We start from the raw sequence: 18123 nt of genomic DNA, 5'->3' as shown, positions 1-18123 counted from the left end.
CCATACCTGCGGAAACACGAAGTTTCTCCGAACTCCGGATCGGCGTCCTGCGCCGCGATCGTACGCGACGCCACCCCTCACCGGGACAGGCTGCGGGGGCTCACTCCCCCGTGAAGTCGGGCTTGCGCTTCTGCTGGAACGCGGCGAAGCCCTCGCGGTAGTCGGCAGTGCTGCGCAGCGCTTCCTGGCCGCGCGCCTCTTCGGCCAGAGCGTCCCACAATCGCTCGCCGCGCAGGCGAGCGATCAGTCGCTTCGAGGCGACGAAGGCAGCAGTCGGTCCGGCCGCGGCGAGCGCTGCGCGCTGCATCGTGAAGTCGAAGACCTCCTCGACGGGCATCGCGCGGCTGAACAGGCCGGCCGCCACAGCCTCGGCACCCGACATCATCGCGCCGGTGTAGATGAGGTCGAGCGCCCGGTGCGCACCCAGCCTCTCGTACAGCAGGGCGTGGCCGCCCGAGTCGAGCATCGCGCCCAGGCTCGCGAACGGCGAGCCGATCTTCGCGTCGTCGGCGACGTAGACGACGTCGGTCGCGATGGCGAGGCCGAGCCCCACGCCCAGGCACGCGCCGTGGACGGCCGCGAAGGTGGGCGCCGGGAACGCGGCGATCCGCCGCATCAGCGTCTCCACGCCCGCGAGGTACTCGGGCACGTCGTCGGTCACCGGATCCACGCCGGCGATGTCGCGACCGGCACAGAACGCCCGGCCCTCGGCGCGCAGCACGAGCGCACGCACCCCGGACTCCTCGGCGCTGCGGTAGGCGGCATCCATCTCCCCCAGTTCGCGCAGCGACAGCGCATTGAGCTTCGCCGGTGCGTTGAGGACGACTTCGGCGACGTCGCCGGTGATGGACAGCTCGATCATTCGTTCCTCCTAGACGTCGTAGTCGATGACGACGGTATCGGTGGTCGGATGCGACTGACAGGTGAGCACGTAGCCGCGCTCGAGCTCGTCGGGCTCGAGCGCGTAGTTCTCCGTCATGGTGACCGACCCCTGCAGCAGGCGCGCACGACAGGTGCCGCACACACCGCCGGCACACGCGAACGGCGCATCGGGGCGCACGCGCAGCGCGGCGTTGAGGATCGACTCGTGCGCGGCGACCGGGGTGTCGACGGACTGCGACTGCCCGTCGAGTGTGAACTCGATGCGACGCACCGGCTCGTCCTCCGCGACGACCACCGGGCGCCCGGCCGACGGCTCGGCCCGCTCCCCCTCGCCCGTCGTGAAGAGCTCGTAACGCACGTGGGCGGGGTCGACCCCGATGTCGGCGAGGGTGTCGCGGCACAGCTGCACGAGTTCGAACGGTCCGCACAGGAACCACTCGTCGACGGTGTCGGGGAGCACGAGATCGCCGAGGATCCGCCGCAGCCGCGGCTCGTCGATGCGGCCCGACAGCAGCGGCGCGGTGCGCTGTTCGCGCGAGAGCACGTGGTGCAGCGCGAGCCGCGTCGGGTAGCGGTCCTTGAGGTCGGAGAGCTCGTCGAGGAACATGACGTCGAGGCTCGAGCGGTTCGTGTACACGAGCGTGAACCGCGAGGTGCGCGACCGCGCCAGCACGGTCGCGGCGAGCGCCATCAGCGGCGTGATGCCCGACCCCGCGGCGATCCCCGCCACGTGCGCGTCGTCGAGGTCGGCGAGCTTGGAGGTGAAGGTGCCCTGCGGGCTCATCACGTCGATCTCGTCGCCGACCTTCAGCTCGGTCTGCGCCCAGGTCGAGAACCGACCGCCCGAGTCTCGCTTGATCGCGACACTGATGGTGCGCGGGCCATCGCCCCCGCCGCCCGCGTCCTCGGCGCGGCACAGCGAGTACGAGCGACGCACCTCGTGGCCGTCGAGGACCTTCCGCAGCGCGACGTGCTGACCCGCGAGGTAGTCGAACGCGTCCCGCGACTCCTCGGGGATCGCGAAGGTCACCTCCACCGAGGCGTCTGTGAGCGGCCGCACCGCGGCGACCCGCAGCGTGTGGAACCGTGCGCGATGCTTGGCGCCGCGCGGGCCGCCGACCGCGGTCGTGAGCAGCGTCTCGGCGATCCGCTCGTTCTCGCTCGGCGTCCCCGGTCCCTGAGCCTGTCGAACGGCGTCGGGCCGCATCAGTGCACCTTGAAGTGGTCGAAGGGCTCGAGGCACGCGCGGCACTCGTACAGCGCCTTGCACGACGTCGACCCGAATCGCGCGAGCTCGCGCGTGTCGAGCGACCCGCAGCGAGGGCAGCGCACCGAGAGCTGCAGCCGGATCGGCCCGCTCATCGCGGCGCGCCCGGTGGGCGGAGCGATGCCGTACTCGACGAGCTTGTGCTTGCCGGCATCCGTCATCCAGTCGGTGGTCCATGCGGGGGCGAGCACCAGTCGCACGTCGACGTCGTCGAAGCCCGCCGAGGTGAGGGCGAGCACGACGTCGTCGCGGATCGCGTCCATCGCGGGGCAGCCCGAGTACGTGGGCGTGATCGTGACCGTCACGCGCCCGGCGTCGACCGCGACGTCGCGCAGCACGCCGAGATCCTCGATCGTGAGGACGGGAACCTCGGGATCGAGAACGGACGCCGCCACCTCCCACGCGCGCTCGGCCTCGCCCACCGGTCGCTGAACCTGTCGAAGCGTCACCATGTCGCCCCCGGGTGCTGTCGGGCGAGCACCTGCATCTCGGCGAGCAGGTAGCCCATCGTCGGGAAATGCGAGCCGCGGCGTCCGCCGGCCGACGACATCGGCGTGGTCGGCACCTCGAGCTCGGCCTCCCTGAACACGGCGGCGATGACGGCGTCGAACGCCGGCCGCAGCGTCGACGGCCACACGGCGACGCCGTCGAGTCGGTCGGTCAGCGGCTCGTCACGGAACAGCTCGCCCACGTACGGCCACACATCCCCGATGGCCCGGATCATGCGCCGACGCGACTCCTCGGTGCCGCCCGCGAGGCGCAGCGTCCATTGCACGGCATGGTCGCGGTGGTACTCGACCTCCTTGACCGCCTTCGCGGCGATCGCGGCCAACGTCTCGTCGGACGACTCGCTGAGCGCCGCGTACAGCTGGAAGAGATACACGGATGCCGCGAGCTGGCGCGCGATCGTCTGCGCGAAGTCTCCGTTCGGCTGCTCGAACAGCCATGCGCTGCGGAACCCCGGCTCGTCGCGCCAGTATGCGAGGTCGTCTTCGGTGCGGTCGTCGTACGTTGCGGCGTAGCGGAGGAACGAGCGCGCGTGCCCGAGCAGATCGAGCGCGATGTTGGCGAGCGCGACATCCTCCTCGAGCTCGGGCGCGCGGGCGATCCACCAGCCGAGCTGCTGCGACAGCACGAGCGCGTCGTCGCCGAGCCACAACGCGTATTCGGCGACGTCGGCCGTCGCCGCGCGGCCTCCACCCCCGGCCAGTTCGGCCGACAGCTCGAGCTGCTCGACGGTCACGTCACCGTGCGTGGGTTCTTCCCCGGTTTGGGGCGCGTTCTCTCCGTCGGGGCGGACATTCTCCGCCCCGACGGAGGAATCGCGCCCCAAATCCGTGTGGCCGATGGTGCTCACAGGTGAGGCACCCCCTCCGACGCCGTGTAGTACGTGGCGTGTCGGTAGTTCTTGCCGGCGGGGCTCTCGAAGAACGCCCCCTTCGAGTCGGGGTCGCTCGTCGTGATCGCGTCGGCGGGGACGACCCAGATCGACGTGCCCTCCCCTCGGCGGGTGTACAGGTCACGGGCGTTTCGCAGCGCGAGCTCGGCATCCGGCGCGTGGAGTGAGCCGGCGTGCACATGGCTGAGCCCGCGGTTCGCGCGCACGAACACCTCCCACAGCGGCCAGGTCTCGCGCTCGGATGCGCCGGGAGTGGTCATGCCGCCACCGCCTTCTCGTTCTGCTTGCGGGCGTACTCCGCGGCGGCCTCACGCACCCAGGCGCCGTCGTCGTGGGCATTGCGGCGGTTGCGGATGCGCTCGACGTTCATCGGCCCGCGGCCGGCGAGCACCTCGTGGAACTCCGTCCAGTCGATCTCGCTCGTGTGCCACCGCTGCGCCTCGTCGTCCCACCGCAGCTCGGGGTCGGGAAGGGTCACGCCCAGCACCTCGGCCTGGGGCACCAGCATCCCGATGAACCGCTGCCGGAGGTCGTCGTTGGAGAAGCGCTTGATCTTCCACGCCATCGACTGCGCCGAGTTCGGCGACTCGTCGTCAGGAGGCCCGAACATCATGAGCGACGGCCAGTACCAGCGGTTCACCGCATCCTGAGCCATCTCGCGCTGCGCGGGCGAGCCCTGCATGAGGGTCAGCAGGATCTCGAACCCCTGCCGCTGGTGGAACGACTCCTCTTTGCAGACGCGCACCATCGCCCGACCGTACGGACCGTACGACGCCCGGCACAGCGGCACCTGGTTGCAGATCGCGGCGCCGTCGACGAGCCAGCCGATCGCGCCCATGTCGGCCCACGTCGGCGTCGGGTAGTTGAAGATCGACGAGTACCGCGCACGGCCCTCGATGAGCTGCTCGGTCATCTCGTCGCGCGTGATGCCGAGGGTCTGCGCAGCGGAGTACAGGTACAGGCCGTGGCCGGCTTCATCCTGCACCTTCGCCATCAGGATCGCCTTGCGCTTGAGGCTGGGTGCGCGAGAGATCCAGTTGCCCTCGGGCTGCATCCCGATGATCTCGGAATGCGCGTGCTGCGAGATCTGGCGGATCAGCGTCTTGCGATACGCCGCCGGCATCCAGTCCCGCGGCTCGATGCGCGAGTCGGCCTCGATGATCGCGCCGAACGCCGCCTGCTCGGCGGCCTCGTCGATCAGCACCTCGGTCGTCATCATCGACTCCTTATTTACAGACCGTTCGTTCAGTAAAGTCTACCCGGTGACGGATGCTTCGGCACCGCGGCCGCCCGCATCGTCGGGGTGGGTGCGGCGCGTGATGACGGACCGGCCGCGGAACTCGGCGACCACGTCGCCGGTCTCGTCGGTCACCGTGACGTCGTAGAGGCCGTTGCGGCCCGAGAGGATGCGGCGCCGCGCATGCGCGGTGAGGGTCTGGCCGGCGTGGGTGGCCTTGAGGAACGAGATGTCCGCGCCGGCGGCAACCGTCACGTCGTCGTCCTCGTTGCAGGCCATCGCGAACGCCGTGTCGGCGAGCGCGAACACCATCCCGCCGTGCGTGATGGCGAACCCGTTCGTCATGTCGTCGCGCACCGGCATCGACACGACGGCGTCGCCGGGCTCGTCGCGCTCGACGACCATGCCGAGCGCGGCCGACGCACGGTCGCGCTGCAGCATGCGGCGCTGCCCGACGAAGTGCGCGGCGGGATCGCTCACGCGCCCACCTCCGCAGACTCGACGGTCACGGATGCCGCAGCCACAGCATCCGGCTGCTCCAGCGTCTTCGCGACCAGGGTGAGGACGTCGTAGATCGCGACGATCTCCTCGCGCTGGTTGAGGATGACCGCGTCCCACCGCACCTCGCCGTACTCGTCGGTCTCGCGCGGGGTGATCTGCTTCGCCGTGAGCACCACGCGGATCTCGTCGCCGGGCGAGACGGGCGTCATGAACCGCAGGTTCTCGAGGCCGTAGTTGGCGAGCACCGGCCCGGGTTCCGGGTCGACGAAGAGCCCCGCGGCCCACGAGACGAGCAGGTAGCCGTGCGCCACGCGGCCCGGGAAGAACGGGTTCGCGGCGGCCGCCTCTTCGTCCATGTGTGCGTAGAACAGGTCGCCGGTGAAGTTCGCGAACGTCTCGATGTCGTCGAGCGTCACCCGGCGCAGGGGCGACGCGATCTGGTCGCCGATCGCGAGTTCCGCGAGCGACTTGCGGAACGGGTGACGATCGGAACGGGATGCTGCGCCCTGATGCCACACGCCGGTCAGAGCCGTGAGCATCGCGGGCGAGCCCTGCACCGCGGTCCGCTGCATATGGTGCAGCACCGCGCGGATGCCGCCGAGCTCCTCGCCACCGCCGGCGCGGCCGGGCCCGCCGTGCACGAGGTGCGGCACGGGCGAGCCGTGACCCGTCGACGTGCGCGCGTCGTCGCGATCGAGGAACAGCATGCGTCCGTTGTAGGAGGCGGTGCGGGCCAGCAGCGTCGCGGCGACCGCGGGGTCGGCAGTCGCGACGCTCGTCACGAGCGATCCGCCGCCGCGCCCGACGAGATCGGCCGCTTCATCGACGGTGCGGTAGGCGAGCACGCTCGCCACGGGACCGAATGCCTCGACGTCGTGCACGGCCTCCGGAAGCGCGTCGGCCGCGCCGTCGAAACCGATCACGATGGGCGTGACGAAGGCTCCCTCGGGAGCCGGACCCATCGAGCCGTCGGCGAGCGTCACGTCCGGGGCATCCGTCGTTCCGAGCAGGATCCGGCCGCCCGCGGCCTCGAGCGCACCGACGGCGCGCAGCACCTCATCGCGCTGCGCGAGCGAGACGAGCGGGCCCATCGTGACGCCCTCGGCGTGAGGGTCGCCCACGACGACGCGCTCGGCGATCCTGTCGCGGAGGGCGGAGACGAGCGGCTCGACGGCGCCCGCCGGCACGATGGCGCGCCGGATCGCGGTGCACTTCTGGCCCGCCTTCGTCGTGAGCTCGACCATGAGCTGCCTGACGTACGCGTCGAATTCGGGCGTGCCAGGCACCGCGTCGGGTCCGAGCACCGACGCGTTGATCGAGTCGGTCTCGCTCGTGAACCGGACGCCCGGCGCAGCCTGCTCCCGGAGTCGGGATGCGGTCGAGGCACTGCCGGTGAAGCCGACGAGGTCGCCGAGCCCGAGATGGTCGAACAGCCCGGGAACGGCGCCGCTCACCAGCTGCAGCGAGCCTGCCGGCAGCTGACCGGTCTCGACGAGGATCCGCACCCATGCCTCGGCGACGTAGGCGGTGGGTGTGGCCGGCTTCACGATCGTCGGCACGCCCGCGAGGAACGCCGGCGCGAACTTCTCGAGCGCCCCCCATGTGGGGAAGTTGAAGGCGTTGATCTGCACGGCCACGCCGGGCAGCCGCGTGTACACGTGGCGCCCGAGGAACGAGCCGTCCTTCGACAGCGGCTCGACCGGGCCGTCGAGGTACACCTGGGCGTTGGGCAGCTCGCGCCGCCCCTTCGACGAGTAGGTGAAGAGCACGCCGATGCCGCCGTCCACGTCGCTCAGCGAATCGCGCGTGGTCGCGCCGGCGCGCTTGGACAGCTCGTACAGCTCCGCCTTGCGCGCGGTGAGCGCGATGGCGAACTCCTTCAGCAGCAGCGCGCGCTGGTGGAAGGTGAGGGCGCCGAGGCTCGCCTGGCCGACGGTCCGCGCGTGGGCGATCGCGCCGGCGAGATCGATGCCGTCGGTGCTGACGAGCGTCACGACGTCGCCGGTCGACGCGTCGCGCACTTGCGTCGCACCCGTCGCCGAAGCCGGCGTCCACCACGCGCCGCGCAGGTAGCTGGGGAGGATGCCCGTCGCTGTCCGCTCGATCATCACTGTTCACTCCATTCGTAGAAGCCGCGGCCGGTCTTGCGGCCGAGATGCCCGTCGGCGACGAGGCGCCGGAGCAGTTCCGGGGGCGCGAAACGCTCCCCCAGCCGGCGGTGCAGCTCCTCGGCGATGCCGAGTCGCACGTCGAGGCCGACGAGGTCTGTCGTGCGCAGCGGGCCGACCGGATGCCGGTACCCGAGCTCCATCGCCGCGTCGATGTCGGCGGCCGACGCGACGCCCTCCTCGAGCATGCGGATCGCCTCGAGCCCCAGCGCGACACCGAGCCGGCTCGACGCGAAGCCCGGGCTGTCGCGCACGACGATGGGCGTCTTGCCCAGTGACGCGATCCACACCTCCGCGTCGTCCACGAGCGCGGGGTCGGTGGCGGTGCCGGTGACGACCTCGACGAGCTGCGACGCCGGCACGGGGTTGAAGAAGTGCAGGCCCAGGAAGCGCTCCGGGCGGTCCAAGCCGGACGCGAGGCCATCGATCGAGATCGACGAGGTGTTGGTGGCGAGCGCCGCCTCCGGCGCGAGCACGCGCTCGGCGCGGCCGAGGGCCTCGAGCTTGAGCTCCAGATCCTCCGGGACCGCCTCCACCACGAGGCCGCAGTCCGCCAGAGCCGCAGCATCCGTCGCCGTCTCGATCGCCGCGGCGAGCGCGTCGAACCCGCGGTCGGTGCCGCCGCGCGCGACACTGCGGCGCACGCTCTCGAGAACGCGAGCGGATGCCGCCCCCGCCGCGTCTGCGTCGCGCTCGACGACGACCACGTCGGCACCGGCGAGCACGAACGCGTGTGCGATGCCCGCACCCATGCGCCCGCCGCCGATCACCCCCACCCGCTCAGGCACTCCCGAGGACTCAGCGCGATCCGTCGTACGTCGCTCGCTCGACGACCGGGGGCCGCCGTCCGCCGTGCTCATCACCGCTTCCTCTCCAGGAACGCGGTCATGCGGCGGTCCTTCTCCGGGCTCTCGAAGAGCTGCGCCTGCAGCTCCAGTTCGATCTCGGGGTGCGCGGCGCGCGGGGCGAGGAGCGCCGTCTTCGTGTGGCGGGTCGCGAGCGGATCGTTGCGTGAGATGCGGTCGGCGATCGCGTGGGCCGCGGGGAGGAGGTCGCCCGGCTCGAACAGCGACGACACGAGGCCCCATTCGACCGCGGTGTCGGCATCCAGGATCCGTCCTGTCAGCAGCAGCTCTGCGGCCCGCGCCTCGCCGACGATCTCGGGCAGGCGCCACGTCGCACCCGCGGCCGCGATGATGCCGAGTCCGGTCTCGGGGTTGCCGATCTTGAGGCTCGGAGAGCCGATGCGGATGTCGGCCGCGTAGGCGAGTTCGGCGCCCCCGCCGAGGGCGTAGCCGTCGATCGCCGCGATGACCGGCATCGGCAGGTTGCGCACCCGGGTGAACGCGCGGGTGTTGATGCCCCGGCGCGCGTCGGCCGCCCGACGCTCGCGCAGCTGCGCGATGTCGGCGCCCGAAGCGAACACACCGTCGGAGCCCGTGAGGATGAGCGTGCGCGGCTCGCGCTCGAGCTCGCCGCACAGCTCGTGCAGCCGGTCGATGGTGTCCTGGTCGATGGCGTTGCGCACCTCCGGCCGCGACAGCGTCGCGACGATGCGGTCCTCGCGGCGCTGGATCTTGAGCGGCTCAGGCATCGGCATCCTCTCGGTCCGCTCCGTCGCGGTCACGCGCCCATAATATCTGATCGATCGTTCAGTATTGCCACGTGGTGCGCGGTGTCGAAGTGGACCGGTGCGAGACTGGGCGCATGTCCGCGAGCACCGACGCCTCCCCCGCGCGACGCGGGCGGCCGGGTTACGACCGCGGCCAGGTGCTCGCCGTCGCCGTCGGCCTCTTCAACGAGCAGGGGTACGACGCGACATCCGTCGCCGATCTCGCCTCCCGCCTCGGCCTCACGAAGTCGGCGCTGTACCACCACTTCGACTCGAAGGAGCAGCTGCTCGCCCTCGCCCTCGCCGAGGCGCTCGACAGCCTCGAGGGCGTGCTCGACGAGCCGGAGGGCTCCGCCGGCGACCCGGCCGAGCGGCTCGGCGCGGTGCTGCGCGGAGCGGTGCGGGTGCTCGTCGACAAGCTCCCCTACGTCACCCTCCTGCTGCGCGTGCGCGGCAACAGCGATGTCGAGCGCGCGGCCCTCGAGCGCCGGCGCGCCTTCAACCACCGCGTGACGGCGCTCGTCGCGGAGGCGCAGCGCGCGGGTCAGATCCGCGCCGATGTCGACGGCGCCGTCGCCACCCGCCTGGTGTTCGGAATGGTCAACTCGATCGTCGAGTGGTACCGCCCCGGCGGTCCGGTCGACCGCGAGCGCCTCGCGCACGACGTGGTCGCCGTCGCCCTCGACGGCATGCGCACCCGCTGAAACGGACGGATGCCGCGGCCCGAGCCTGCACAGGGGCTCGGGGCGCGGCATCCGTTTCCGGAAGGTCAGGCCTTGGAGAGGCCGTAGATCGGACTGACGGACTGCTCGGCCTCGTGGTCCGGACCGAGCGGGATGCCGGAGCGGTCGCGCAGGAGCAGCGTCGCGATCAGGCCCACGACGGTCATGCCGGCGAGGTACCACGTGACGGACAGGGTCGAGCCGGTCGCCTGCACGAGGGCCGTCGCGATGGTCGGGGCGAACGCGCCGCCGAGGATCGCGCCGATCGCGTACGAGATCGAGACGCCCGAGAAGCGGATCGATGCCGGGAACAGCTCGGAGTACAGCGCAGCCTGGGGGCCGTACGTGAAGCCGAGGCCGATCGTGAGGATGGCGAGACCGAGGAAGAGCAGCCAGATGCTCCCGGTGTTGACGAGCGGGAAGAGCAGGAACACACCCGCCAGCTGCAGGATCCAGCCGATGATGTACGTCGTGCGGCGGCCGATGCGGTCGGAGATGAACCCGGCGGCCAGCGTCGACAGCAGCCACGTGACCGCCGAACCAGCGACCGCCCACAGCACCGGTCCGCGCTCGAGCGCGAGCGGACCCTCGGGGTTGGTCGAGTAACCCTGGATGTAGCCGCCCGTGGTCATGTAGCCGACGGCGTTGTTGCCGGCGAACACCAGCGCCGCGATGAACACGAGGAGCAGGTGCTTGCGGAAGAGCGTGATGATCGGCATCCGCGCCTTCTCCTTGCGCTCGGCGAGCTCGGCGAAGACCGGGCTCTCCTCGACACGGCGGCGGACGTAGTAGCCCACGAGGATCAGCACGACGCTGAGCAGGAACGGCACGCGCCAGCCCCACACGAGGAACGCATCCCCGGGGGCGATCATCGCCATCAGCGCCATGACTCCCGAGGCGAGCAGCAGGCCCAGCGGCACGCCGATCTGCGGCGAGGCGCCGAACGCGCCACGGCGCTGCTTCGGCGCGTGCTCGACGGCCATCAGGACCGCGCCGCCCCATTCGCCGCCGGCGGAGATGCCCTGGATGATGCGCAGGAGCACGAGGAGGATGGGCGCCGCGACGCCGATCGCCTCATACGTCGGCAGCACGCCGATGAGCGCGGTCGCCGCACCCATGAGGATCAGCGTCCACATCAGCACGACCTTGCGACCGTACTTGTCGCCGAAGTGACCGGCGAGGAACGCGCCGAGCGGGCGGAACAGGAAGCTCACGCCGACGGTGGCGAAGGCGACGATCGCGCTGTTGGCGCCGAGCGGCGCGAAGAACAGCTGGCCGAAGACCAGTCCGACCGCGGTCGCGTAGATGAAGAAGTCGTACCACTCGACGGTGGTGCCGACCACCGTCGCGAACACGACGCGACGTCGGTCCGTGGTGGACGCGATGGTTCCGGTGGGGGTGAACCCTGCTGTGGGTCCTGATGCGCTGCTCATGGTGACTCCTGTGTCGGGGGCTGACGGCGTCGTCGTCGGCGAACCCTTGGGGAATGGTTGCCGGATGCTGGACGATCATATACGATTTCGAATACGACGCAACAGGTCGCTTCGAGTAAGGGAGCTCATGGACGAGATCACGGTCCCCACGCCTTCTCCACACGCCGCTGGCGCGTCGCGCGGAGCCTCCGGGCGCGTGGGCCCAACCGCAGACCGCCGTTTCTCGGCGCTTCCCGGCCGCCCGGGCAAGATCATCGCCATCCACCTCAGCTACGCCTCGCGTGCGGATCAGCGCGGGCGGCGGCCGCAGCATCCGTCGTACTTCTTCAAGCCGTCGAGCTCCGTCGCCGCGTCGGGCGACACCATCGAACGCCCGGAAGGCACCGAGCTGCTCGCTTTCGAGGGCGAGATCGCGCTCGTGATCGGCACCCCGGCGCGTCGCGTCGGCCTCGCAGACGCGTGGGACCACGTCGCCTGGGTGACCGCGGCCAACGATTTCGGCCTCTACGACCTGCGCCAGAGCGACAAGGGCTCGAACGTGCGCTCCAAGGGCGGCGACGGCTACACGCCCGTCGGCCCGACGCTCATCGACGCCCGCACCATCCATCCCGACGCGCTGCGCGTGCGCACGTGGCTCAACGGCGAGATCGCGCAGGACGACACGGCCGCCGGCATGATCTTCCCGCTCGCGCAGCTCGTGGCCGATCTGTCGCAGCACTTCACGCTCGAGACCGGCGACGTGATCCTCACCGGCACGCCCGCCGGCTCATCGGTCGCGAAGCCCGGCGATGTCGTCGAGGTCGAGGTCGATGTTCCCGGCGGCCCGTCGTCGGGACGACTCGTGACGACGGTGTCGCAGGGCTCGGCGGCCTTCGACGCCGAGCTGGGCTCCCTGCCCGCGGTCGACGACCTGCAGCGCACCGAGGCCTGGGGCTCGCGGGAGGCGGCCGGGCTTGCGGCGGGCTCGTCTGCGGAATCAGGAGATCTGGCCGAGGCAGGACGTTTTGAAGCGCAGTCCCCTGTCTCCGCCACATCTCCTGTTCTGGCAGACGCGCTGCGCGCGAAGCTCGAGGCCGTCCCGGTCGCCGGGCTCTCGGCGCAGCTGCGCAAGCGCGGGCTGAACAACGTGCACGTCGACGGCGTGCGGCCGCTGCATCCCGAGGCCAAACTCGTCGGCATCGCCCGCACGCTGCGCTTCGTGCCGAACCGCGAGGACCTGTTCGCGTCGCACGGCGGTGGCTACAACGCGCAGAAGCGCGTGTTCGACGCCGTCGGCGAGGGCGAAGTGGTCGTGATCGAGGCGCGGGGCGAGGCCGGGTCGGGCACGCTCGGCGACATCCTCGCGATCCGCGCGCACGCCCGCGGCGCCGCCGGCATCGTCACCGACGGAGGGGTGAGGGATGCCGCGGCCGTCGCCGCGGTCGGCATCCCCGTCTACTCCGCCGGCGCCCACCCTGCGGTGCTGGGCCGCAAGCACGTGCCGTGGGACGCCGACGTGACGATCGCGTGCGGCGGCACCACGGTCCAGCCCGGGGACGTCATCGTCGGCGACGCGGACGGGGTCGTGGTGATCCCGCCGGGGATCGTCGAGGAGATCGTCGACGCGGCACTCGCCCAGGAGGACGAGGACGCCTGGATCGCCGACCGCGTCGCGGAGGGGCATCCCGTCGACGGACTCTTCCCGATGAACGCCGAGTGGCGCGCGAAGTACGACGCCCGCGAAGGAGACCGCGCATGAGCCCGACCGAAGCCGACACGCTCAGCAAGTCGCAGCAGGCGTACCGCTGGATCAAGGAGCGCATCGCGAACCAGGAGTTCACGCCGGGCTACCGCCTGGTGCTGGGCAGCATCGCGGGCGAGCTCGACATGAGCGTGGTGCCGGTGCGCGAGGCGATCCGCCAGCTCGAGGCCGAGGGGCTCGTCACGTTCGAGCGCAACGTCGGGGCGCGGGTGTCGATGGTCGACGACTCGCAGTACCGGTACAGCATGCAGGCGCTGTCGATCCTCGAGGGCACCGCCACGGCGCTGGCCGCGCGCCGGCTCACGGCCGACGACATCCGCAACGCCCGCCGCATCAATGAGCTCATGATCGAGACGCTCGAGCACTTCGACCCGCGCGCCTTCACGGCGCTCAACCAGGAGTTCCACGCAGCGCTGTTCGAGAAGTGCGCGAACCCGCGGATGCTCGACCTCGTGCACGCCGAGTGGGCGCGCCTCGGGCACCTGCGCGACTCGACCTTCAGCTTCGTGCCCGGCCGTGCCCAGGAGTCGGTGCGCGAGCACGAGAACATCCTCGTGCTCATCGAGACCGGGGCCCCTCTCGGCGAGATCGAGAAGGCCGCCCGGCGCCACCGCTCGGCCACCCTCGACGCCTACATGATCCACGAGCACCCTGACGAGGCTCTGGGCCTTCCAGCGTTCTGACTCGCGGATGCCGCGGGCAGCGGCATCCGTCCCCGACCTCCGACGAAGGAGCAGCAATGACCGACACCACGACAGCCGGCACCACCCGCGAAGCGCAGAGCGCCGGGGCGACGCGGCATGTGCCCGAGGGCCTGCCGAGCCGCATCCAGCACTACATCGACGGCGAGTTCGTCGACTCGGCCGACGGCGACACGTTCGACGTGCTCGACCCGGTGACGAACGAGACGTACGTGCTGGCCGCCGCCGGCAAGAAGGCCGACATCGACCGCGCCGTCGCCGCCGCCCGGCGCGCGTTCGCCGAGGGGCCGTGGCCGCGGATGCTGCCGCGCGAGCGTTCGCGTGTGCTGCACCGCATCGCGGACATCGTGGAGTCCCGCGACGCGCGTCTGGCCCAACTGGAGTCGTTCGACTCCGGCCTGCCGATCACGCAGGCACTCGGCCAGGCGCGGCGGGCGGCGGAGAACTTCCGGTTCTTCGCGGACCTGATCGTGGCGCAGGCCGACGACGCCTACAAGGTGCCGGGGCGGCAGATGAACTACGTCAACCGCAAGCCGATCGGCGTCGCCGGGCTCATCACGCCGTGGAACACCCCGTTCATGCTCGAGTCGTGGAAGCTCGGCCCGGCACTCGCCACCGGCAACACGGTGGTGCTCAAGCCCGCCGAGTTCACGCCGCTGTCGGCGTCGCTGTGGGCCGGCATCTTCGAGGAGGCAGGCCTCCCGAAGGGCGTGTTCAACCTCGTCAACGGGCTGGGCGAGGACGCCGGCGACGCACTGGTCAAGCACCCCGACGTGCCGCTCATCTCGTTCACCGGAGAGTCGCGCACCGGGCAGCTCATCTTCGGCAACGCGGCCCCGTTCCTGAAGGGCCTGTCGATGGAGCTCGGCGGCAAGTCGCCCGCCGTGGTCTTCGCCGACGCCGACCTCGACGCCGCCATCGACGCCACGATCTTCGGCGTCTTCTCGCTCAACGGCGAGCGCTGCACCGCCGGCTCCCGCATCCTCGTGGAGCGCCCGATCTACGACGAGTTCGTGAGGCGCTACGCCGCGCAGGCCGACCGCGTCGTGGTCGGCTACCCGCACGACCCGAAGACCGAGGTCGGAGCGCTCGTGCACCCCGAGCACTACGAAAAGGTCGTCTCGTACATCGAGATCGGCAAGTCGGAGGCGCGCCTGGTCGCCGGCGGTGACCGCCCGGAAGGGTTCGAGACCGGCAACTTCGTGCGCCCCACGGTGTTCGCCGATGTGGCGCCGGACGCCCGGATCTTCCAGGAGGAGATCTTCGGCCCGGTCGTCGCGATCACGCCGTTCGATACCGACGAGGAGGCCCTCGAGCTCGCCAACGGCGTGCGCTACGGCCTCGCCGCGTACGTGTGGACCAACGACCTCAAGCGCGCGCACAACTTCTCTCAGGCCATCGAGGCCGGCATGGTCTGGCTCAACTCGAACAACGTGCGGGACCTCCGCACCCCGTTCGGCGGCGTCAAGGCCTCCGGTCTTGGACACGAGGGCGGCTACCGCTCCATCGACTTCTACACCGACCAGCAGGCCGTGCACATCACGCTCGGCCCCGCCCACAACCCCACCTTCGGAAAGGCGGATGCCGCCGCCCACTGAGGCCGCAGGCATCCGATCCCCCTTCGACCCCACGCAAGGACGCGACATGACCCACCGTGATCAGATGACCCGCACCTCCTCCGGCTTCTACGTGAGCCAGGAGGCGCCGATCCTCTCCGACGACCCGATCCCGACGCCGAGCGTGCCCGCACCCGACATCCTGCGCTGCGCGTACATGGAGCTCGTGGTCACCGACCTGCTCGCGTCCCGCGAGTTCTACGTCGACGTGCTCGGGCTCTACGTCACGGAAGAGGACGAGAACACGATCTACCTCCGCTCGACGGAGGAGTTCATCCACCACAACCTGGTGCTCCGTCAGGGCCCCGTCGCCGCGGTCGCCGCGTTCTCGTACCGCGTGCGCACCCCGGAAGACCTCGACAAGGCCGTCGCCTTCTACGAGGAGCTGGGCTGCCGCATCGAGCGCCGCCACGACGGGTTCACCAAGGGCATCGGCGACTCGGTGCGCGTGACCGATCCGCTCGGCTTCCCGTACGAGTTCTTCCACGCCACCGAGCACGTCGAGCGCCTGTCGTGGCGCTACGACCTGCACACGCCGGGCGAGCTGGTGCGCCTGGACCACTTCAACCAGGTCACGCCCGACGTGCCCCGCGCCGTCAACTTCATGCAGTCGCTGGGGTTCCGCGTCACCGAGGACATCCAGGACGAGGAGGGCACGGTCTACGCGGCGTGGATGCGCCGCAAGCCCACCGTGCACGACACCGCGATGACCGGCGGCGACGGACCCCGCATGCACCACGTCGCGTTCGCCACCCACGAGAAGCACAACATCCTCGCGATCTGCGACAAGCTCGGCGCGCTCCGCCGCTCCGACGCGATCGAGCGCGGACCCGGCCGCCACGGCGTCTCGAACGCGTTCTACCTGTACCTGCGCGACCCCGACGGGCACCGCGTCGAGATCTACACGCAGGACTACTACACCGGCGACCCCGACAACCCCGTCGTCACGTGGGACGTGCACGACAACCAGCGCCGCGACTGGTGGGGCAACCCCGTCGTGCCGTCCTGGTACACCGAGGCCTCGCTCGTGCTCGACCTCGATGGCAACCCGCAGCCTGTCGTCGCCCGCACCGACAGCTCCGAGATGGCGGTCACGATCGGCGCCGACGGCTTCTCGTACACGCGCCCCGGCGAGGACTCGATGCCCGAGTACAAGCAGGGCGAGTACAAGCTCGGCCACCAGCTGTAAGGGGACACGGATGCTGCACCCCGACGACATCGCCCAGATCGCGGCCGACCTGGCAGAGGCCGACCGCACGCACTCGGTGATCCCGCGCATCACGGCGCGGTACCCCGACGCGACGGTCGAGGACTCGTACGCGATCCAGGGCGTGTGGCGCGACCAGAGCATCGCCGCCGGACGCACGCTCGTCGGCCGCAAGATCGGGCTCACGTCGAAGGCGATGCAGCAGGCCACCGGCATCACCGAGCCCGACTACGGAGTGATGTTCGACGACACCGTGTACCGCTCGGGCGCCGAGATCCCCGTCGACCTGTTCTCGAACGTGCGCATCGAGGTCGAGCTCGCGTTCGTGTTGAAGCAACCGCTCGAGGGTCCCGACTGCACCCTCGATGACGCCCTGGCCGCGATCGACTACGCGGTGCCCGCCCTCGAGGTGCTGAACTCGCACATCGAGCTCGAAGGGCGCACCATCGTCGACACGATCTCCGACAACGCCGCCTACGGTGCGATGGTGCTCGGCGATGTCCGCAAGCGCCCCGACGAGATCGATCTGCGCTGGGTCCCCGGCGTGCTCAGCCGCAACGGCGAGATCGAGGAGACGGGGGTCGCCGCCGGTGTGCTCGGCCACCCTGCGACCGGCGTCGCGTGGCTCGCGAACAAGTTCCACCAGCACGGCGCGCGGCTCGAGGCGGGCGAGATCATCCTGGCCGGCTCGTTCACCCGCCCCATGTGGGTGTCGCGGGACGATACCGTCAGGTGCGACTACGGACCCATGGGAGTGATCGAATGCCGCTTCGTCTGAGCCCGACCTTCCGCGACGCCCTCGCGAACGCCGACCGCCCGCTCGCGGGCATGTGGGTGTGCACGGGCTCGCCGCTCGTGGCCGAGATCTGCGCCGGCTCGGGCCTGGACTGGCTGCTGATCGACATGGAGCACTCCCCCAACGGCCTCGAGTCGGTGCTGGCCCAGCTGCAGGCCGTCGCCGCCTACCCGATCACCCCGGTCGTGCGCGTGCCGATCGGCGACGTCGTCACGATCAAGCAGGTGCTCGATCTCGGAGCCCAGAACCTGCTCGTGCCCATGGTGTCCTCGAGGGCGGATGCTGAAGCCGCCGTCGCCGCCGTGCGCTATCCCCCGCGGGGCACCCGCGGGGTGGGCTCCGCGCTCGCGCGCTCGGCGCGCTGGAACCGTGTCGACGGGTACCTCCAAGACGCCGACGAGCACGTCTCCCTGTTCGTCCAGATCGAGACGGCGGCCGGCGTCGAGGCGGCCGCCGAGATCGCCGCGGTCGATGGCGTGGACGGCGTGTTCGTCGGCCCGAGCGACCTCGCCGCATCGATGGGCGTGCTCGGCCGGCAGACGCACCCCGACGTCGTCGCCGCCGCCCACCGCACCTTCGACGCCGTCCGCGCGGCCGGCAAGCCCGCCGGCGTCAACGCGTTCGACCCCGCCACCGCCGACGCCTACCTCGAAGCAGGCGCGTCGTTCGTCCTCGTGGGCGCCGACGTCGCACTCCTCGCCCGCGGCTCCGAAGCCCTTGCGGCCCGCTTCGCCCCCGCCCCTGGCTCACCCGGGGAACGCGCCTCGTACTAGCCGGACCGCTGCAGGCGCAGCGTGTCAAGGCCGCCCGGGAGGCGGTCCGGACGTGTCACGCTGGGGCA

18 protein-coding genes are annotated in these 18123 nt (G+C 70.8%); 7 read left to right on the top strand and 11 right to left on the bottom strand.

Annotation, left to right across the window (positions count from 1 at the left end; genetic code table 11):
- Positions 1-100: 100 nt before the first annotated feature.
- The 10 genes from RS82_RS15050 to RS82_RS15005 form a co-directional block, all read right to left on the bottom strand.
- Positions 101-862, bottom strand: coding sequence for an enoyl-CoA hydratase/isomerase family protein (locus tag RS82_RS15050; protein WP_045300884.1), 762 nt, complete (start codon positions 860-862; stop codon positions 101-103).
- A gap of 9 nt (positions 863-871) precedes the next feature.
- The gene (gene paaE / locus RS82_RS15045; protein WP_084695683.1) at positions 872-2089 is read right to left on the bottom strand and encodes a 1,2-phenylacetyl-CoA epoxidase subunit PaaE; all 1218 of its coding nucleotides are present in this window, start codon (positions 2087-2089) and stop codon (positions 872-874) included.
- Entirely contained in the window at positions 2089-2601 is a 513-nt protein-coding gene (gene paaD, locus RS82_RS15040; RefSeq protein ID WP_045300882.1) for a 1,2-phenylacetyl-CoA epoxidase subunit PaaD, read from the bottom strand. The genes paaE and paaD overlap by 1 nt, the downstream gene beginning before the upstream one ends.
- Positions 2595-3392 (bottom strand): 1,2-phenylacetyl-CoA epoxidase subunit PaaC, encoded by a 798-nt coding sequence (paaC, locus tag RS82_RS15035; protein ID WP_045300879.1) that lies wholly within the window; start codon positions 3390-3392, stop codon positions 2595-2597. The genes paaD and paaC overlap by 7 nt, the downstream gene beginning before the upstream one ends.
- Positions 3393-3502: 110 nt before the next feature.
- Entirely contained in the window at positions 3503-3808 is a 306-nt protein-coding gene (paaB, locus tag RS82_RS15030; protein WP_045300876.1) for a 1,2-phenylacetyl-CoA epoxidase subunit PaaB, read from the bottom strand.
- Entirely contained in the window at positions 3805-4767 is a 963-nt protein-coding gene (gene paaA / locus RS82_RS15025; protein ID WP_045300874.1) for a 1,2-phenylacetyl-CoA epoxidase subunit PaaA, read from the bottom strand. Before paaA ends, paaB begins: the two co-directional genes overlap by 4 nt.
- A 36-nt stretch (positions 4768-4803) precedes the next feature.
- Positions 4804-5226 (bottom strand): hydroxyphenylacetyl-CoA thioesterase PaaI, encoded by a 423-nt coding sequence (paaI, locus tag RS82_RS15020; RefSeq protein WP_045301129.1) that lies wholly within the window; start codon positions 5224-5226, stop codon positions 4804-4806.
- A gap of 35 nt (positions 5227-5261) precedes the next feature.
- The gene (paaZ, locus tag RS82_RS15015) at positions 5262-7394 is read right to left on the bottom strand and encodes a phenylacetic acid degradation bifunctional protein PaaZ (protein WP_045300872.1); all 2133 of its coding nucleotides are present in this window, start codon (positions 7392-7394) and stop codon (positions 5262-5264) included.
- Positions 7394-8314, bottom strand: coding sequence for a 3-hydroxyacyl-CoA dehydrogenase family protein (locus RS82_RS15010; protein WP_084695681.1), 921 nt, complete (start codon positions 8312-8314; stop codon positions 7394-7396). The genes paaZ and RS82_RS15010 overlap by 1 nt, the downstream gene beginning before the upstream one ends.
- Complete coding sequence (locus tag RS82_RS15005; RefSeq protein ID WP_157005619.1) at positions 8314-9048, bottom strand: enoyl-CoA hydratase/isomerase family protein; 735 nt, start codon at positions 9046-9048, stop codon at positions 8314-8316. Before RS82_RS15005 ends, RS82_RS15010 begins: the two co-directional genes overlap by 1 nt.
- 113 nt (positions 9049-9161) lie before the next feature.
- Here RS82_RS15005 and RS82_RS15000 point away from each other — a divergent pair, with 113 nt between their 5' ends.
- A complete protein-coding gene (locus RS82_RS15000) occupies positions 9162-9770 on the top strand; it encodes a TetR/AcrR family transcriptional regulator (protein ID WP_045300870.1) in 609 nt (202 codons plus the stop codon).
- 65 nt (positions 9771-9835) lie between these two features.
- Here the strand turns inward: RS82_RS15000 and RS82_RS14995 are convergent, their stop codons facing one another.
- Positions 9836-11221 carry an MFS transporter gene (locus RS82_RS14995; RefSeq protein ID WP_045300868.1) on the bottom strand — a complete coding sequence of 462 codons (1386 nt, stop codon included), beginning with the start codon at positions 11219-11221 and terminating at the stop codon, positions 9836-9838.
- Positions 11222-11417: 196 nt separating this feature from the next.
- Here RS82_RS14995 and RS82_RS14990 point away from each other — a divergent pair, with 196 nt between their 5' ends.
- From RS82_RS14990 to RS82_RS14965, 6 genes are read left to right on the top strand one after another with little or no spacing between them, the layout of a single operon-like run.
- A complete protein-coding gene (locus tag RS82_RS14990) occupies positions 11418-12959 on the top strand; it encodes a fumarylacetoacetate hydrolase family protein (RefSeq protein ID WP_045300867.1) in 1542 nt (513 codons plus the stop codon).
- Positions 12956-13645, top strand: coding sequence for a GntR family transcriptional regulator (locus RS82_RS14985; RefSeq protein WP_045300865.1), 690 nt, complete (start codon positions 12956-12958; stop codon positions 13643-13645). Before RS82_RS14990 ends, RS82_RS14985 begins: the two co-directional genes overlap by 4 nt.
- 56 nt (positions 13646-13701) lie before the next feature.
- Complete coding sequence (hpaE, locus tag RS82_RS14980) at positions 13702-15261, top strand: 5-carboxymethyl-2-hydroxymuconate semialdehyde dehydrogenase (RefSeq protein WP_045300863.1); 1560 nt, start codon at positions 13702-13704, stop codon at positions 15259-15261.
- A 46-nt stretch (positions 15262-15307) separates the two neighbouring features.
- A complete protein-coding gene (hpaD, locus tag RS82_RS14975; RefSeq protein WP_045300861.1) occupies positions 15308-16468 on the top strand; it encodes a 3,4-dihydroxyphenylacetate 2,3-dioxygenase in 1161 nt (386 codons plus the stop codon).
- A 10-nt stretch (positions 16469-16478) separates the two neighbouring features.
- Positions 16479-17264, top strand: a complete 786-nt coding sequence (locus RS82_RS14970; protein ID WP_045300860.1) for a 2-keto-4-pentenoate hydratase — start codon at positions 16479-16481, stop codon at positions 17262-17264.
- Complete coding sequence (locus RS82_RS14965; protein ID WP_045300858.1) at positions 17249-18055, top strand: aldolase/citrate lyase family protein; 807 nt, start codon at positions 17249-17251, stop codon at positions 18053-18055. The genes RS82_RS14970 and RS82_RS14965 overlap by 16 nt, the downstream gene beginning before the upstream one ends.
- Positions 18056-18123 lie beyond the last annotated feature (68 nt).

The organism is Microbacterium trichothecenolyticum, from assembly GCF_000956465.1.
GTDB lineage: Bacteria > Actinomycetota > Actinomycetes > Actinomycetales > Microbacteriaceae > Microbacterium > Microbacterium trichothecenolyticum.
Note: the sequence above shows the minus strand (reverse complement) of the source record. Positions and strands in the feature narration are given on the sequence as shown.

Coding starts and splice junctions, on each gene's coding strand:
- RS82_RS15050 (WP_045300884.1), bottom strand. CDS start 862: ATGATCGAGCTGTCCATCACCGGCGACGTCGCCGAAGTCGTCCTCAAC.
- paaD (WP_045300882.1), bottom strand. CDS start 2,601: ATGGTGACGCTTCGACAGGTTCAGCGACCGGTGGGCGAGGCCGAGCGC.
- RS82_RS14970 (WP_045300860.1), top strand. CDS start 16,479: ATGCTGCACCCCGACGACATCGCCCAGATCGCGGCCGACCTGGCAGAG.
- RS82_RS15005 (WP_157005619.1), bottom strand. CDS start 9,048: ATGCCTGAGCCGCTCAAGATCCAGCGCCGCGAGGACCGCATCGTCGCG.
- RS82_RS14965 (WP_045300858.1), top strand. CDS start 17,249: ATGCCGCTTCGTCTGAGCCCGACCTTCCGCGACGCCCTCGCGAACGCC.
- paaI (WP_045301129.1), bottom strand. CDS start 5,226: ATGCTGCAGCGCGACCGTGCGTCGGCCGCGCTCGGCATGGTCGTCGAG.
- paaB (WP_045300876.1), bottom strand. CDS start 3,808: ATGACCACTCCCGGCGCATCCGAGCGCGAGACCTGGCCGCTGTGGGAG.
- hpaD (WP_045300861.1), top strand. CDS start 15,308: ATGACCCACCGTGATCAGATGACCCGCACCTCCTCCGGCTTCTACGTG.
- paaA (WP_045300874.1), bottom strand. CDS start 4,767: ATGATGACGACCGAGGTGCTGATCGACGAGGCCGCCGAGCAGGCGGCG.
- paaZ (WP_045300872.1), bottom strand. CDS start 7,394: ATGATCGAGCGGACAGCGACGGGCATCCTCCCCAGCTACCTGCGCGGC.
- RS82_RS15010 (WP_084695681.1), bottom strand. CDS start 8,314: ATGAGCACGGCGGACGGCGGCCCCCGGTCGTCGAGCGAGCGACGTACG.
- paaE (WP_084695683.1), bottom strand. CDS start 2,089: ATGCGGCCCGACGCCGTTCGACAGGCTCAGGGACCGGGGACGCCGAGC.
- RS82_RS14985 (WP_045300865.1), top strand. CDS start 12,956: ATGAGCCCGACCGAAGCCGACACGCTCAGCAAGTCGCAGCAGGCGTAC.
- RS82_RS14995 (WP_045300868.1), bottom strand. CDS start 11,221: ATGAGCAGCGCATCAGGACCCACAGCAGGGTTCACCCCCACCGGAACC.
- hpaE (WP_045300863.1), top strand. CDS start 13,702: ATGACCGACACCACGACAGCCGGCACCACCCGCGAAGCGCAGAGCGCC.
- RS82_RS15000 (WP_045300870.1), top strand. CDS start 9,162: ATGTCCGCGAGCACCGACGCCTCCCCCGCGCGACGCGGGCGGCCGGGT.